General features: G+C 43.9%; 14 protein-coding genes. 6 read left to right on the top strand and 8 right to left on the bottom strand.

All coding sequences use genetic code 11. The features are described from left to right. Positions 1 to 2: 2 nt before the first annotated feature. The 4 genes from vmeP to R7035_RS12955 all read right to left on the bottom strand — a co-directional run bounded on the left by vmeP (position 3) and on the right by R7035_RS12955 (position 6,492). Positions 3 to 1,145: an efflux RND transporter periplasmic adaptor subunit VmeP gene (vmeP, locus tag R7035_RS12970; protein ID WP_256901010.1), complete on the bottom strand. Its 1,143-nt coding sequence runs from the start codon at positions 1,143 to 1,145 to the stop codon at positions 3 to 5. 90 nt (positions 1,146 to 1,235) lie between these two features. Further along, a complete protein-coding gene (locus tag R7035_RS12965; RefSeq protein ID WP_132936330.1) occupies positions 1,236 to 2,027 on the bottom strand; it encodes a hypothetical protein in 792 nt (263 codons plus the stop codon). A gap of 527 nt (positions 2,028 to 2,554) precedes the next feature. Continuing rightward, positions 2,555 to 4,714: a prolyl oligopeptidase family serine peptidase gene (locus tag R7035_RS12960; protein ID WP_262651870.1), complete on the bottom strand. Its 2,160-nt coding sequence runs from the start codon at positions 4,712 to 4,714 to the stop codon at positions 2,555 to 2,557. A gap of 206 nt (positions 4,715 to 4,920) precedes the next feature. Then, complete coding sequence (locus tag R7035_RS12955; RefSeq protein WP_206970783.1) at positions 4,921 to 6,492, bottom strand: ATP-binding cassette domain-containing protein; 1,572 nt, start codon at positions 6,490 to 6,492, stop codon at positions 4,921 to 4,923. 445 nt (positions 6,493 to 6,937) lie between these two features. Here R7035_RS12955 and R7035_RS12950 point away from each other — a divergent pair, with 445 nt between their 5' ends. The 3 genes from R7035_RS12950 to R7035_RS12940 all read left to right on the top strand — a co-directional run bounded on the left by R7035_RS12950 (position 6,938) and on the right by R7035_RS12940 (position 10,108). After that, on the top strand, positions 6,938 to 7,363 hold the full coding sequence (locus tag R7035_RS12950; protein ID WP_005375398.1) for a universal stress protein: 426 nt from the start codon (positions 6,938 to 6,940) through the stop codon (positions 7,361 to 7,363). A 166-nt stretch (positions 7,364 to 7,529) separates the two neighbouring features. Further along, the gene (locus tag R7035_RS12945) at positions 7,530 to 8,147 is read left to right on the top strand and encodes an NAD(P)H-dependent oxidoreductase (protein WP_005375391.1); all 618 of its coding nucleotides are present in this window, start codon (positions 7,530 to 7,532) and stop codon (positions 8,145 to 8,147) included. Next, positions 8,144 to 10,108 (top strand): monovalent cation:proton antiporter-2 (CPA2) family protein, encoded by a 1,965-nt coding sequence (locus tag R7035_RS12940; protein ID WP_005375390.1) that lies wholly within the window; start codon positions 8,144 to 8,146, stop codon positions 10,106 to 10,108. Before R7035_RS12945 ends, R7035_RS12940 begins: the two co-directional genes overlap by 4 nt. 92 nt (positions 10,109 to 10,200) lie before the next feature. Here R7035_RS12940 and R7035_RS12935 read toward each other — a convergent pair whose 3' ends face one another. Beyond that, positions 10,201 to 10,494 (bottom strand): hypothetical protein, encoded by a 294-nt coding sequence (locus R7035_RS12935; RefSeq protein ID WP_005375389.1) that lies wholly within the window; start codon positions 10,492 to 10,494, stop codon positions 10,201 to 10,203. A gap of 245 nt (positions 10,495 to 10,739) precedes the next feature. On the opposite strand from R7035_RS12935, the gene R7035_RS12930 reads away from it, so the two are divergent. Continuing rightward, complete coding sequence (locus R7035_RS12930) at positions 10,740 to 11,033, top strand: ArsR/SmtB family transcription factor (protein ID WP_005375388.1); 294 nt, start codon at positions 10,740 to 10,742, stop codon at positions 11,031 to 11,033. A gap of 108 nt (positions 11,034 to 11,141) precedes the next feature. On the opposite strand, the gene R7035_RS12925 is transcribed toward R7035_RS12930, so the two are convergent. After that, positions 11,142 to 12,491 carry an alpha-amylase family protein gene (locus R7035_RS12925; protein WP_206970782.1) on the bottom strand — a complete coding sequence of 450 codons (1,350 nt, stop codon included), beginning with the start codon at positions 12,489 to 12,491 and terminating at the stop codon, positions 11,142 to 11,144. Positions 12,492 to 13,011: 520 nt separating this feature from the next. Here R7035_RS12925 and R7035_RS12920 point away from each other — a divergent pair. Beyond that, positions 13,012 to 13,368, top strand: coding sequence for a MerR family transcriptional regulator (locus R7035_RS12920; protein ID WP_005375386.1), 357 nt, complete (start codon positions 13,012 to 13,014; stop codon positions 13,366 to 13,368). Between the two features lie 58 nt (positions 13,369 to 13,426). Further along, the gene (locus R7035_RS12915; RefSeq protein WP_206970781.1) at positions 13,427 to 13,804 is read left to right on the top strand and encodes a carboxymuconolactone decarboxylase family protein; all 378 of its coding nucleotides are present in this window, start codon (positions 13,427 to 13,429) and stop codon (positions 13,802 to 13,804) included. 77 nt (positions 13,805 to 13,881) lie between these two features. Here the strand turns inward: R7035_RS12915 and R7035_RS12910 are convergent, their stop codons facing one another. After that, a complete protein-coding gene (locus R7035_RS12910) occupies positions 13,882 to 14,112 on the bottom strand; it encodes a PAS factor family protein (RefSeq protein ID WP_005375384.1) in 231 nt (76 codons plus the stop codon). Positions 14,113 to 14,394: 282 nt separating this feature from the next. Beyond that, positions 14,395 to 16,821 (bottom strand): M9 family metallopeptidase, encoded by a 2,427-nt coding sequence (locus tag R7035_RS12905; protein ID WP_318146157.1) that lies wholly within the window; start codon positions 16,819 to 16,821, stop codon positions 14,395 to 14,397. Positions 16,822 to 17,055 lie beyond the last annotated feature (234 nt).

Raw genomic sequence — 17,055 nt, 5'->3', positions numbered from 1 at the left:
ACTCAGCCTTGTTCACTCTGTAGTTCAACGTCTTTCACCGTTGCACCCGGACGCACTTTTTGTAGACCATTGACGATGACTTTTTCGTTAGCCGCCAAGCCAGTCAGCACAGCACGTTTCACACCGTAGGTCTGACCGAGTTCAACGTTACGACGAGACACCACGTGATCATCACCAACCACCATGACGTAGTCACCCACTTGGTCTTGTTGAACAGCCGCCGATGGGATAAGCAAACCATCAATGGTTTTGTTGCGCAGCTTGATGGTCAAGTTGCCATATTCACCCGGCATAAGCGCGTAAGTTGGATTATCGAATTGTGCTTCTGCTCGAATTGAGCCTGTTTCTAAATCGATCTTATTGCCAACGGCGTAGATCTTGCCATCAAGCGGATACAATGAACCGTCTGAAAGCGTCAGTGTTAAATCAACATCCAGTTTGTCATCGTTACGATGAGCTACATCAATCGCACTTCTTACGCGGCGGTAGAGCTTCTCATCCACATCAAAGCCAAAGCGAATTGGGTCTACTTGAGTGATCGAAACAAGAGGAACGAGTTGAATTTTCGAAATACGGTCACCCACTCGGAAGTTGCTGAAACCCACGCGACCAGAGAAAGGAGCACGCACAGAGCTAAATTCAAGATCGAGCCTTGCTGAAACCAGCGTCGCCTTCGCCTCTTCTACCGAAGCAATCGCTGCGGCTTGCGCGGCAATGGCGTCATCGTATTGCTGCTCACTGATGCTTTTATCTTTGATGAGTTTCTTCACACGTTCTGCATCACGCGTAGTTTGAACGAGTTGCGCTTTTGCTTTTTGCAACGACGCTTTTGCATACGCCAGTGCCGCTTTGTAAGGACGGTCGTCGATTTCAAACAACAATTGGCCTTTTTCGACCATATCGCCATCTTTAAAATGAATCGCGGTTAATTCACCACCGACTCGCGGCATAATATCAACGTCATTTACCGCTTCAGTTCGACCGATAAAATTATGATAAGGAGTGATTTTTGTTTCGGTTAGGGTAACGGTTTCAACAGAGGGTGCTTGGGCTGTTTTCGTTGCGATATCGCCAGTTTTGCATCCTGATAGTAATGCAGAAGATATAGCAATAGATACCAACGCAAATTTATATTTGGCTTTCATGATAAACCTACTTTATGTAGAAAGTGCCCTAGCCTAAATATTTAAATATATGGATAAACGCACTTTCTATTCTGGAAATAAACGAGGGAGTTAGAATTGGTAGTTAAATTCGATACGGTGATCACCATCACCGAAATTAACGTGCTCATTCCAGTTTGCAAAGTAACGAATATTAGCGCGAGGATTAATTTGATAAGACAACGCAAACTCATGAGTTAAGATATTATCTTCACCCGCGTAATAAGTGTCTTTATATTGACTAGACCCTGACAATGTATGCATATACATTGGGTTGTAGTTAATCCAGATTTTATCGGTTAATTCAATTTTTGAGTACATACCGACAACGGTGAAAGTACCTGGAATTTCATAACCTTTGTCATCATCACTAAAATCATTAGCAATAGTGACACCCGCACCAGCTAAAGGAAATAACTGCAACATACCAAACTTAGGTAGGCCTTGAATAAAGCTGTAAGATGCATCTAATTTATCGTTATCAACATCGTAGTTTACATCCAATTGACGGCCTAGACCTTTTGCGACTTCTACTTGGAAATTACGTAGTCGGAAAGAGTCAATGCTGTCATCAACATTGGCATACATTGGATCGTCATTGTCGCGAATGCCAAATAGCTCACCACCAATGCCTTTCATTTCGATGATGTTCATCGCCATGGTACCAGGCTGGCTAGATTGGTAAGTTTGACCGATTTTGATGTTCGCGCCTTTATCAGTAATACCAAAGCCAGCTTGGGTGTATACCGCAAGTGGGTCAGACATATCTTGTAGTTCTTCGTTATTGTTTGTCTGCGCATAGGCAGAAGACGCGAGTTGTAGGGCTGCAACCATAATGGCAACAGACGGTTTCACTAAATTCATAAAACTGTATCCATTTTAATGATTATAAAATTATTCACGTCATGAGGTCATCATAAATAGCAAGCAACACAACTCGCTTTGGATAACATAAATTATCAAAGCAAATTCAATAATGACGAAACATTCGACGTTTTAATTAAAATAAAATAAAGCATCGTAAAAGTTCAATCACCGCTACTTATATCTTATATAACTTGAAATTTGGTAATACCAATGAAGAAGGAAATATTAAAACTTATGAAAATTCAATTATCATTATAACAAATGATTAATTAATTTTACCATATAAATAGAGAGTGCAATGTATTTAGGTGATCGCGATCAATGTTTCATTTCGATCGTACAACACTCTTCAGATTAATTAGAACATTATAATAATTTAAAAACCTTAGTTTGATTAGCCTAGTATCAGATTAGAATAGTAGGCCTATAATAAATAAAAAGGGAATCACTCTCTGTGATTCCCTTTTATTATCGAGCGATAAATCGCCGATGCGTTTCGATAACTAAAACGCAAACAATTCGCACTATTGCAGTTTCTCTATTCCCATATTGAACAGTGCAAAACTATAAATATCTGCATTTGTCTCAATTATTTTACGCGTTGGTGTGCCTGCACCATGTCCTGCATTGGTTTCGATGCGAATTAAGGTCGGATTTGAACCCGCTTGCTTCGATTGCAACTCAGCAGCAAATTTGTATGAGTGAGCAGGAACAACACGGTCATCATGATCACCGGTTGTAATCAATGTTGCTGGGTATTCCACCCCTGCTTTTACATTGTGCACCGGCGAATAACTTTTCAGATATTGGAACATCTCTTTACTTTGCTCTGCCGTGCCGTAGTCATACACCCAACCAGCACCTGCGGTAAAAGTATGGTAACGCAGCATATCCAGTACGCCGACTGCTGGCAGCGCCACTTTAAACAGCTCTGGACGTTGCGTCATAACGGCCCCCACTAACAAGCCACCATTCGATCCACCGTTAATGGCTAACTTGTTTGATGACGTTACCTTTTCATCAATTAGGAATTCAGCCGCAGCAATAAAGTCATCAAACACATTTTGCTTTTGCATTTGAATGCCAGCGTTGTGCCATTCTTTGCCATATTCCCCACCACCACGAATGTTCGCTACCGCGTAAACACCACCAAGCTCTAACCAAGCCGCACGTGTCGGGCTAAAAGATGGCGTGAGGCTAACGTTGAAACCGCCATAACCATATAGGATGGTTGGTGCACTGCCGTCCATCGGTGTCCCTTTTTTATAGGTGATGATCATCGGCACTTTTGTTCCGTCTTTTGAGGTGTAAAACACCTGGCGAGATTCATACAAAACAGGGTCAAATGGCGCTTTAGATTTGTAGTACACCTCGCTATCACCGTCTTTGATGTTCAGACGATAGGTAGTGCTTGGCATCTTGTAGTTGGTGAAAGAATAGTAGACTTCGGTTTCTTCTTTTTTCCCCGAGAAACCGTATGCGCTGCCAATATCAGGCAATTTGATTTCTCGGATGAGTTTGCCGTTCATGTCGTATTGCTTCACCATCGAGATCGCATCAACAATATAGCTCGCAAACAAATTGCCACCCGCGGTAGAAACACGTAACACGTTCTTTGTTTCAGGAATCACATCTTTCCAGTTTTTGGGCTGCGGCTGACTTGCATCCACCATCACGACGCGTTTGTTCGGCGCATTAAGGTTCGTAACCAAGTACAGTTTCGTGCCTTGGTTGTCTATCACCCAAGTATCAGAACTGGTGTTATCTAAAATGGTTTTGAGCGAGCTATTTGGCTTACTCAGGTCTTTGAAGAACAGTTTGTTGCCCGACGTCGATACGCTAGCTGAGATAAACAAGTAGCGTTCATCTTCCGACGTGTAACCCCCAACGTAGCGATACTTTTCGTCCTTTACACCACCGAAAATTAATTGGTCTTCACTTTGTTTCGTCCCTAGTTTATGAAAGTAGAGCTTGTGTTGGTCTGTCTTCGCAGAAAGTTCACTCCCTTTTGGCTTGTCATAACTTGAGTAATAGAAGCCTTGATTGCCGAACCAACTGATGCCACTGAACTTAATATCCACCAGCGTTTCGCCGACGGGCTTTTTGGTTTCTGTGTCTAACACAATGACTTTGCGCCAATCGCTACCGCCTTCCGAAATGCTGTATGCAACCAAAGAACCATCACGTGAAAAGCTCACTCCCGCTAACGATGTGGTGCCATCTTCACTAAAAGTATTTGGATCGAGGAAAATTTCTGCTTCGCCATCACCTAACTGCCGATAAAGCACATCTTGGTTTTGTAACCCGTCATTTTTGTAGAAATAAGTGAACTTACCCTCTTTGAACGGTTGGCTTTGCTTTTCGTAGTCCATGAGCTTAGTGATGCGCTCTTCAATCTGCTCGCGGTAAGGGATTTTCGACAGATAATCAAACGTCACTGCATTTTGTGCCTTCACCCATTCTGCGGTTTCTGGGCTGAGATCGTCTTCCAACCAGCGATAAGGATCACTCACTTTTGTACCAAAGTAGTCATCGACAACATCCACTTTTTGTGTGGTTGGATACGTGATGGTTTTCGGGGTTACCTGTTCAACCGACGATTGCGCCGCTTCATTGGCATACGCCACAGACAACACACTTCCGAGTACGAGAGCCGTTGTGAGTGCTAGGGTGTTCTTTTTCATGAAATTCCTTTTTATTTTTCTGTTGTCTTTTTGTGCAATACATCAGAACTCTACTATATATCGACAAAATGAATCTAATTTCATTAAACGAGTTGTGAAAGCCATCCTAACTCCCTCATTTCCTGCGAATTCTACATATCGGTAAGTGGCGGTGTAGAGCTTAGGAGCAATACTTAAGAGCTACGATGGCGTTTACTCTCTTTCGTCTAAGTCAGTTCAATTTGACGCAAAACCCCAGACTCAGAAGCGAAATCTTGGTCGTGACTAATCAGAACAAATCCACCTTTGTATGTGTTTAACGCCTGACTAAGCATTATTTTTGACTCGAGGTCGAGATGGTTATCTGGTTCATCAAGCAGCAGCAAAGGCTGAGAATTTTGGTGGCTGACTATCAGCATCGCGAGCTTCATCTTCTCGCCACCGCTCAGTAGGCGCCCCAACCGAAACACAGCATCTCGACGAAAACCGATCCCGGCCAATAAGGTCCTCGCTTCACTTTCCGTCATCTCTTGGCAGCTCTCCATTACGTTTTCAAGTAACGAAAGATTTGGATTCACTGCGCCAAAATGTTGGTCGAGATAATACAAAGGCGTATTCACTTGCAACTCACCACTCTGCAACGATAACTCGCCAAGCAATGCCTTTAACAAGGTTGATTTTCCGCAGCCATTTTTCCCTTTGAGATGGACTTTGTCGTTCGCAAAAATCTGCAACGTGATAGGTGTAGAATTCCCAAAAGGTAATATACCTTCTTGTATCGACAATACTTTTCGCGAACGGTTCGGATTATCTGTAAGATAAAACTTTTGCGCCTTGAGCTGCTCATGTCGCGATTGCAACGCCTGTTCTTTGGCTTGTAAATGCGCTTGTCTGAGTTGCTCATTCTTATTGCGATTTGAGGCACTGGCGGTCGCGCTATCCTTTTTTCCATCAAGCAAAATTTTGGGCTGACTGCCGTCTTTGCGCAGTTTGTTCCCTTGCGCGGCGCGTTGGTCTGCTTTTTCGCGATTTTTCTGGGCTTGCTCGGCTAACCGTTTTTTCTGTTTATCGACTTGCGCTAACTGCCTCTCGACCGCTTGCAGTTCAGTGCGTTTTTTCTCGGCGTACACATCGTAATTTCCACCAAAAGCCTGGAAACCTAGGCCCGATAGCTCCCAAATTTCCTCCATCTCTCGCAGCAGCTCACGATCGTGACTGATGAGTAAAATCGCGCCGCTGAAATGCGTCATAGACTCTATCAGCCATTGTTTCGCCTCGGTATCGAGGTGATTGGATGGTTCATCGAGAATCAAAAGCTCCGTTTCGTTTTCAAACAACTGCCATAGCTGCAAACGTGCCGACTGACCACCACTGAGCCGAGCACAAGAGAAATCAGGGTCTTGCGGTAATCCCATCGCAGCGAGCTGCTGTTTGAGTTTTAATTCAATATCCCACTGCTCGCCAACCAGTTCGAACCAATGTTCAGAAACATCACCTTGTTCAATCTGCTTTAAAGCATGCAAGACCGCATCTTTGCCCAGAAACTGGGCGATCGATTGCTGACCTGAAAGCAGATCAGACGGCTGCTGGCGATACATCATGAAAGAAGAGGGAGCAGTCACAACACCGCTGGCAGGCTGAGTTTCTCCCGCTAAAATGGAAGCCAAAAGCGACTTGCCGATGCCATTGCGCCCAACCAAACCAACACGTCGTTTAGTCATGGAACAAGAAATAGACTGGAATAGCGTATCGCCATTATCAAACTGATGGCTAACATTAAAAGCTTGTAAAACTGGCATAATTTGCCTCCTGTATGACAGGGACAACAGCCGTAGCTATGATTTGAAATTGCAACAAAACGCGTGCACAAACGCATTAAGCTCTATGTAAAGCTCGACGATATACGTCAAATCAAAAAGTCGTCTTGTTGCAAAGAAATATCGGAAAGTGAGCTACGCCTACTACCCCTGCAGATCCAAAAAATAAGTAAAAATATGGATGACAGGTTTAGTTCTTCATGTTGGCGTAATCTCCTAGAGAAATGATGCCCAAAGTGTAGCCGCTTTTTTGTTCAAAAAGCAAGCTTTCTAACCAAATGCGAACAAAAAGAAAGTTTCACAGTAAGTTGTTATATCACATTAACTTTTTAACAAGTCTTTGAACAATTTCGAGATCTTAGCAACACAATTTTTATCCAAGCCATACTATGCTTAGGGTAAAGATAATCCACATAAGGGCGTGGTTATGAAATACAAACATATCCTTGTTGCACTCGAACTGTCAGATGAAAGCACCGTGCTTATCGACAGAGCGGTATCAATGGCAAACTATCTCGACTCCGATATCTCCTTTATTCATATTGATGGTACGCACGGAGAAATCTATCGTGAGCTTGTAGACATTAAAGAAAACCCGGATCAAAGGCCGTTGAATGAGCATTCAATGGAATGTTTAAAAACATTTAGTGATTACATGGATTACCCACTTAAACATTTCTTCGTAGGTACTGGCGACTTGGCTGATAAATTAGAGGTCACCATTAAAGAGCAAGAAGTGGATCTTCTGATATGTGGTCACCACCAAGATTTCTGGAGCAAGATTATTTCTTACTCCAGACACTTAATTAACAAGTCACCGGTGGATATTCTAGTCGTCCCTATTCATGATTAGTAAAACGTAACGCTTCCCAAAACCACCAATCTATTTGGTGGTTTTTTATTGATATTGAAACAGCTTAAACAGTTTTCCAAACTAGCTTGGTGATCATTTATGAGTTACATTTTCTAACCAACCCGCGCTCCTACTGGGCATGGTTATTTAGATAGCAAGGATCCCTATGGCAAATAAAAAAGTACTCATTCTCTTTGCTCATCCTTCCCAGCATCGTTCAGAAGTGAATACTCCACTTTTCAAAGAAGCTCAAAAAATTGAAGGCGTGACATGTGTTGATCTCTATGGCGAATACCCTCGTTTCGATATTAATATCGACCGTGAGCAGCAACGCTTACGTGAGCATGACGTGGTGATTTTCCAATTCCCACTATATTGGTATTCAACGCCTGCGATTTTAAAAGAGTGGCAAGATCTGGTTTTGGAATATGGCTTTGCTTACGGTACAGATGGCACAGCACTGCAAGGCAAGACCATGCTTTGTGTGCTGTCTGCAGGGGGCAAAGAAGAAGCTTATAAGGCAGAGGGCTACAACCACTTTACGATTCGTCAACTGCTTGCGCCTATTGAACAAATGTCCGCACTGACCGGCATGAACTACATTGCCCCTCTCGCGATGTTTGGCGCACGTACAGCAGATGAAGAAGGGCGAATCCCTCGTCATGTTGAGCGGTACAAGAGCCTGCTAACAGCTTTAGTCGAAGATAGGTTGGATGTTGAAGCTGCGGCGTCATTAATCAAGCTTAACAGCGCATTGCCAGAGCTCATTAAGGAGGCTTCATGACAGGGATATTCTTACAAGCCTTCGTATATTTGATTGCTGCTGTAATTGCAGTCCCACTTGCTAAGCGTTTGGGACTTGGGTCCGTTTTAGGCTATCTCATCGCAGGTGTGGTTATTGGCCCAATTATCGGTTTAGTCGGTGAAGAAACAACAACAATCCAGCACTTTGCCGAGTTTGGCGTGGTGATGATGCTGTTTCTCGTTGGCTTAGAGCTCGAACCCAAAATGTTGTGGGCGATGCGCAATCGCTTAATGGGCTTAGGAGGTCTGCAAGTCGGCGGTACCGTCGCGGCGATTATGGGTATTGCCTTATACTTTGACCAGCCTTGGACCATAGCCTTAGCCATAGGTTTGATCTTCGCCCTCTCTTCTACTGCGATTGTTTTGCAAACTTTTAGCGAAAAAGGATTAACGAAGACGGAAGGTGGACAAAACGCTTTCTCCGTGTTGCTTTTTCAAGATATTGCAGTGATACCAATGTTGGCGTTCATTCCCCTATTGGCCTTACCTGAATTAATTGAACAGGCACAGTCCGCAGCACAAACAGCCGCAGCGCACCATGAAGAATTAAGCCTCGTTGCGGGGTTGCCAGGCTGGGCATACGGCATCGTAATCACAGCATCGATAGCAATCGTCGTCGTTGGTGGACACTTTTTAAGTCGACCGCTGCTCAATTATGTGGCTAGCTCTGGTTTGCGAGAAATCTTTACCGCAACTGCACTCATGCTTGTCATTGGTATCGCTGCACTGATGAGTTTAGTGGGCTTATCTCCTGCCTTAGGAACCTTCTTGGCTGGCGTTGTATTGGCGAACAGTGAATTCCGCCACGAGTTAGAATCCAATATCGAACCATTTAAAGGCCTATTGTTAGGTCTGTTCTTTATTACCGTTGGCGCAGGGATCAACTTCTCGGTCCTTTTTGGTGATTTCTGGTTGGTCATGGCATTGACCATTGGCGTGATGGTTTTGAAAGCCTTGGTGCTGTTTATTCTTGCACTGATATTTAGGGTGAAAGGCAGCAACCGCTGGCTGTTTACCCTAAGCTTGGCTCAAGCAGGTGAATTCGGCTTTGTACTTCTAAGCTTTTCAGTGCAAAACCACGTCATCCCATTTGAACTTTCACAAACTCTTGCGTTAGTGGTTGCGATTTCGATGTTCCTGACACCAGGTTTGTTTATTCTGTTTGATAGAGTGATTCTGCCGCGCTTTGAAAGCCAGTCAAATGAACGCGAAAGCGATACGATTGAGGAAACAGGCACGGTGATCATCGCCGGCATCGGCCGCTTTGGACAAATAGTGAATCGCCTATTGGTATCAAACGGCGTGACTACCGTGGTACTTGACCATCAATCTGACCAAGTCGATAACATGCGCCAGATTGGCACTCGCGCCTATTTTGGCGACGCGACTCGACCAGATATGCTACATACAGCCGGCATTGAGCACGCCGCTGCGTTGGTTGTGGCGATTGATAACCAAGAATCGAGTGTAGAACTGGTGAAGTACGTTAAGCACACGTACCCAAAAGTAACAGTGATTGCACGTGCCTTTGACCGTGGACATGGCTATCTTTTGCGTCAAGCGGGGGCTGATATTATTGAATCAGAGACCTACCATTCTGCATTGGAGATGGGCGGTCACACAATGAAAGCCCTTGGCATTCACCCCTTCTTTGTTGAACAACAGAAGGCGACATATAAGCGTGTTGAAGCACGTAAGTCAGAAATACTTTACAAAGCTTGGGAAGATGATTCTGAAGGTGAACGCTATGACAACAATTTCCGACAACTGTTTATTCAGTTAGAGGAGAAAATGGCGGAAGAGATGCAAAAAGATCGTCATGACAAACTATCGCGGTCAGAACGTGGTTGGACACCGCCACCTAAAGGTTACGCCGATGACTTTAATGAAGATAACGTCCAAGAGCTAACACCACCAAGAGAAGAGCCTATCCAACGATAACGCACTCCATATTAAAAACCTCCCGCTTGGGAGGTTTTTATTTTTTCAGTACAGAGCCACACGCCGTGCAGAATAAAATGATCTTCTCGATATTACATAAGATCATTCATTAAAATCTCATACTCTTCGTTTGCTTCTTCCACTAAATGAGAAAGCTCTAACGCATCAGTAACTGCAAGATTGAACTGCCACGGAGTTGTGTCTTCTTTACCACAGATTCGAGTTTCACACCCACGACTCTCAAAAGACAAATCATCAAACTCTGTGGTGTGGCGCTCTTGAAGTTCAACAATCTCAACTTCTAATTTACCAACAGGGTTGACTTTAACGTGGGCATGTAACTCCGAACTGTTAGACAAACAATAATCTCTATGAACCGCAATCATGGCCGCCTCCTTGGTCTGCCAACTGACAACTCAACATTGAGTGTAGACGAGGGATTTTGAACGTGGCGTGAAATAATAATGAAGATTGATCTGTCTCATTAGAACAGACAATTGTTGTCATGAAGGCATGAGCCAGTATGAATCTCATCTGATTTAAACTGTTCTGAGATCGTAATAGTTGGCATTTACCGAGACTTTCCCTATTATCGAAACAAAATTACTGTGGTCATTCTTTAGAGGTCAGTATGGAGCTTGAAGCCGTTGCTAAAGCACTAAAAGAGTTAGGGCATCCGACTCGTTTAAGTATTTACAAAGAAGTCGTCAAAGCGGGATACAAAGGTATCGCGGTAGGCGGCGTACAAGAAAAGCTTGGCATTCCAGCATCCACTCTCTCTCATCATATCTCGAGCCTTGCTTCAGCTGGTCTTCTCACCCAGCGCCGCGAGGGTAGAACCCTTTTTTGTGTTGCAGAGTATCAGTGCTTAGATGACGTAATTGGTTTTTTAAAAGCAGAATGTTGCGTTAACGAGTGCTCATAAATTTCTAGCAAAAACGAGAGAGTTTGAGTTTCTATTGAACTTCAGCAGAACGTGAATGACGATGAAAAACATACACACCGAAGTTGCTAAGCTCGGTGTGTACATCTTCTAGTTCGCGACAAGTAACATCGACGACTTAGATGGTACGATTAACTTACCGTCAGTTGGAATGATTTGTTCTGTCATCAAATCAACCCAATTGCCATCCGTTTTTAATGTCAAAGACTGTTGACGCTGTGATTTATTAAGCACCACAATACCTTTGTCACCTCGCTTAAGTACGAGCATGTCATCGTTACCTTCAAGAACACTCATCGGCTCGCCATGCGTCATATTATGGAACTGGATCATTTTTGTCATTCTCGGGTCGCTCCATGCACCTTGCCACCTTGGCTGACCATTTTTACCTTTAATACCGCTGGTGTTTAAGTCGGTATAAATCAACGGCACACCGCCATCTCGGCCTAGAATATAGGCATAAGCTAACCATTCGTTTTCCTCGTCCATGATGAGATCAAGAAAGACATCATTGTTAGGAATATCATGTGTGATAGCAAATGTAATCGCACGACCGGGGGACAAAGCCTGACCAAAACAATAGGGATCAATCAGAGACTTGAAGCTGCCCTTTTTAGCAAACGCCTTAAACATGGTTGAGAACAAAGGGAAATCGTACGCACCTAGGCGAGTTTCCTGTAGATACGGCTCAAGAAACAGCTGATACTCTTCTTCAGTCGCACCGCCATCGGTAATAATTTCACCAAATATATGCACATCCCGCGTGATGTCGTCTGTCCAAACACGCTTAAGATGCTCTAACGTCATGTGTTTCGCAGCGTCAATACGAAAACCTTTCACACCAATAGCTTTCAGCGCCTTTAGGTACGCTCGCTGCTGCTCAACGACATGGTCACAAACACGAAGAGTTGGCAAGCCAGGATCGGTTGGTCCACCTGTGATACGTCCGTTTTGAACCTGCCACTTATCTTTCCAGTCTTTGATGCCGAATGCTTCAACAAAGTCCTCTTCATCAAAAAGTGGTTGAGATAGATCGCCAAACAACGCTAGCGACTGATATTTCTGTTTGTTGTTCTGGTATTCCTCCAAGACCTCTTGTCTTGGGTACTGAAGGTCTCTGCGAAGGTGGGCCTCATTTGCCATATGGTTAAACACTACGTCGGCATAAACCCACACACCAACTTGCTCCAGTTCACGAACCATATGAATAAAATCTTTGGTATCACCCAAAGCATTATCGATAACACGATAATCTTGTGGTTGATAACGCTGCCACCAGCGCTCATCGTGTGCGCTTTTCATTGGTGGCGAAACCAACACAGAGCCATAACCAAGCTCGCGGATTTCTTTTGCTCGTTGGGCAATGTCAGCATACTTCCAATCAAACGCATGTAAGATAACGTTTGCACCGAATGATTGTGTTTCCTGTGAGCCACTCATGTTGTTCTCCTGCTCGTTTCCACTCACGATTACTTGTTTGCATTTTTTTGTGAGTGAATTCAATAATCGAAATTATAAAAGCTATTCATCAGAGGCACTCACCCTTTTAGCACTAACTCAAGGCTGAAATCGAAGGCGTAGCGACTCATCCATTGCACAGCGATAAATCGTTCTGAGTGAATAACGGGCACACGACATACAACCCGAACAGACCAAAACAAAACTAAGGCATTGTTTTGATTAACAAAAACTTAAATTTAAAAAGATAGAACATAAGACCTATGTACGCCCTAAAATAGGCCCAAAGGATAAAAATAGCCAAGCCAACCCGTTGAGTAATCAATTGTTAATAAAACGAAACTGGCAGATGGATCACGTTTGGCGCGTTTCAAAAATCCAGTAAATCACCATACCTAGCGTTAAAAGACTAAAGATTTCTGTTTGTATCTGTCCCGAAATGACTTCAAAATGCGAAACTTAGCTTATCTCTATGGGGTATGCTCTACCTTGGAGGATAATAATGAATATCAAAGAATTTTCTGACCTCGTCGGGCTATCTGCTCATACACTTCGATACTATGAAAAAATCGGTTTACTTAAACATGTCCATAGAAACGCGAGTGGACATCGAATGTATAGTTCGAAAGATCTAAACTGGATAAGCTTTGTTAAGCGTTTAAAAGAAACTGCAATGCCACTTGAAGAGATTCTAGAGTATGCCAAATTAAGGGAAGTCGGCTCTCAATCTGTACCACAACGTCAAGCCCTGTTAGAACAACACCAAGAAAACCTCAAACGCCACATTGAGCAACAGAAAAAGCACTTATCGGCTCTAGAAGAAAAAATTGCCTTGTATAAAAGCGGAAAAGTTCGTTGACTTAGAGTTAACTCTAACGATTAAGGTGTGTTTACGTTTATTCACTAGGAACATACCGATGGAACAATCACGCTTTAACAAAGGATTAGAACTACTCTCTCAAATTGATGGCGACGCTGGTCATAATGTCATCGAAACCTTACAAGATATTTGTCCAGATTTAGCTCAGTACACCATTGAGTATCCGTTTGGCGATATTTATGCTCGCCCGGGCTTAGACCTAAAATCGAGAGAAATCGCAACCGTCGCCGCGCTAACGGCAATGGGGGATTGCGCGCCGCAACTAAAAGTGCACTTAAATGCAGCGCTGAATGTAGGCTGTAGCGAGGATGAGATTAAAGAGATCATTTTGCAGATGTCCGTCTACGCAGGTTTTCCCGCGGCATTAAACGGCATGTTTGCATTCAAAGAAGTGCTAGCGGAAAGAGCAGAGTAATAACGACGTTGAAATCAATTTAACCGCAATTAAAAACGGCCCTTGGGGTTCGGGCCGTGATTAAAACAACGAGTGAATTAGCGCTCAGGAGTTTCAAGCAGTTTAACCGCGCAATCTACCGCGTTGTTAATGCCTTGACTGCTCTCCAACTTGCCTGAACTTGCAGGACCAAGGGCACAAGAATACAAAGCCAGCTGCTTATCGAACGGCAGATCCAACTGTTCATAGAGATTTTGTCGGATTCTTGCATGTTGTTCTGGTTCTTGGTTAGCAAGGCTAATCAACGTTTCATAAATAAGCGTTTTCATGTCTTTCCCTTTTCACTTTATTGCACGGGGTGCATAAATATTGTATCCATTTGGGAAGCACAAATCAGAAGCTAGGTCACAGAACGCGTCGCTAAAAAAGTTTATGTGCGCGGTAAATTGCAATACAAACCTAAAGCCGTTTAGAAAAAGGGCAACTGATAACTCGATAGATCAGCCGATTAACTAGCATTCGCCGCTGTTTGTTTATAATCGTGTCCGATATAAACAAAAACGTCGCTGTATCAGCGACGTTTTATCTCGACTTTAGTTAATCGAACCTGTTTAGTTGAAGTGCACTAGCATTTCAACGTCATCGCCTTGCTCTGGAGCCTGAAGAGCGAAGTGCACGTACCCTGCTTCAGTAACAGGAATCGCAAGGTATTCATTGCTGCCTGCATAGTTGGACGCATACTCGTGCTGCTCTACTGTAGGCCAATGCTCCCTACTCGCGTATAGATCGACATTACCAGTTTGAGAGTGAGCCGTTAGCCATACACGAACCTCTTCAACACCTTCAGGCACATAAACTGCTGCATAACGCTGCTTGTGAACGGTAAGCATTTTGGCTTCACCAGACTCTAATACCACAGGTGCTAAATCATCTTGCACTTGGGTTGGCGGTGTTTGCGCTTCCACTTCTAACGCAGCCACAAGATTCACTGAGTCATAGCTATCACGTCCAGTTAAGCTGATGTAGTAACGACCCGCTTTAACGTAACCATCTTGCTCTGGTTCAAACACAATCTCTTCATTGCTGCCATCAGCATATTGACTCATTTCGAAATCATAGTAATGCGCGACTTTGTTGTAGCTCATGTAAAGATCCGCATCACCCGCACCCTCAATAGATACATTGAAGTTAACGGTGTTGGCTGGAACATCAACGTAGAACAGTTTTTCGCTGTATGCTTTGCCACTGAGCTGAAGGCTTTGGTTCGCCGTCAATTCAGTCACTTGTGCTTCAGGGCTTGTTGGTTCTGTTGGCTCTTCTGGGTCTGTATCAGGTTGCTCAGGTTCCACTTTTAATGTGTCCAACCAACGTTCAAACTCAGCATCGTATTGTTGACCTAAAGACGTCACCTGCTGTGCCCATTGTTCGAACTGGCCAGAGCGCGACAATGCCAACAAGCTTTCGACGTCTTGTGGATGATTTTCTAACATGAATCGAACAGCTAGATAACCCCAACGATAGATACGATTGGTATCGTGAGAGTACGTGGTATCAAACACAGTGGAAAGGCTCAGTTTACCATCTGCAATCAGCTCAATCGCAGCTTGGTAACCTTGCTTGTAATGCATGTATTCAGCAAAACCTTCTAGCCACCAAACAATATGACCATGAGCCAAGTTATCGCTGAACGAACCGTATTGGTTAAATCGTGCATCTAAATAGTGCGTGTATTCATGTTCTAGGTTCAAGATAGAGAGATCTTCACCATTCGCGTAGCGATAAGCGACGAAACGCGCAGTATTGTCCGCTTTTGAAGGGTCACCTTCTAGGTACTGACCACCGTTGTCCGTTGTATTACCAAATAGGAATGAAGAGTAATCAACGTAACTAGTGTTACTCGCGAATACCGCCACTTCAACACGATCATTCAAATCATCAGCGACAGGTTGATTACCCGTATTCGCAACTCGATGGAAGTCGGCTTCTTTTGCCGCTAGCACTTCACACGCTTTCGCTGCTTGAGCATCGGTCAGATCCTCAGAGCGAATAATGGCAGGTCCCTGACATTCAAAGCGATTTGGCATTACACGTGCAGCTAAATCTTGCTTGGCTTGCTCAATATTCAGACCATTTAGGCCTTCTGGTGCGTAGTAGCTCATCATTTCAACGGCAGCAAGCCATAGTTTGTCATGCTCACTACCCAGTGGATAACGCTGCATCACCTGTTGCATTACTGCCAATGCTTTGCGTTTGGTCTCCTGATCTGGGCTCGCGAGCAAACGACCAGTTTCACGTAATGCATTGAAAACGATAAAGCTTGCATCCGTATCTAATGCCCAAGCATTATCAGATGCGAATTTCACCAACGTATCAATATGGTGTGTATTGTTTGCCATGTATCGGTAGAACGCATCGTTCGCCGCATGGCCTGCCATAGAGCGGAACAAGTTGTTTAAACCATCAACCCATTGCGTGTCCTGCGCGGTTTCACGATTAAAGTGCATCAACGCGGCCATCATGCTATCCATGGTCAGCGGCAACTGCTTAACGTTATCAACCATCAAAGTCAGGCTCTTCATTGCACCAACTTGTTCACGACCTTGATCCAAAGCATGAGGGTTGTTTAGGAATAGGTTCGTCGACTGAGCAAAACGCTGACTCAACGCTTGCGAAAACTCAGGTGTACCAGTACCAGCGTTGTAGCGAACGTAGTAGGCCGCTCGAATAAATTCGCCTAGGTTCTCTAGAATACGAGCTTGATCTGCTTCACCACGATAGCGAGCGATTTCTTGATCCAGCGCGACTTGGATACGGCTTAGGCTCGCTTCACTATAGATATCATTCAGCGTTTCTGAAGGTGCTGAAAACCATGCGTGGTAGCAATCATACTCAGCACCAGAAACGGCAGTAGCCAGATCTCGCGATTGTTGTAAATCAGCAACAGCACACTGATTTTGTGCAAAAGAGAAGCCAGACAAACTCGCTAGCATACAAGCAAGCGCCAAACGATGGCGCGGGAAAAAACGGATATGAGACATAACAACACTCATTGATTATTAACATACATTGAGTGGGGGTTTATATTCTTTACAGCTCAAACAGTGAAATCAGTGTCATAAAATTTATGAAACCGCTCCCAAAAATAGGTCTTTTACTCTAATTAAATGGGAGCAATCCCACTCCCCAAAAACTCACAATTATCAATAAAAACATTAATTTACCTTTTTCTAAATAACGACTTTATGAGGAAAATTGCCCTTAAACGCCCCCCT

The organism is Vibrio sp. 1731, assembly GCF_033339955.1.
GTDB lineage: Bacteria > Pseudomonadota > Gammaproteobacteria > Enterobacterales > Vibrionaceae > Vibrio > Vibrio alginolyticus.
Note: the sequence above shows the minus strand (reverse complement) of the source record. Positions and strands in the feature narration are given on the sequence as shown.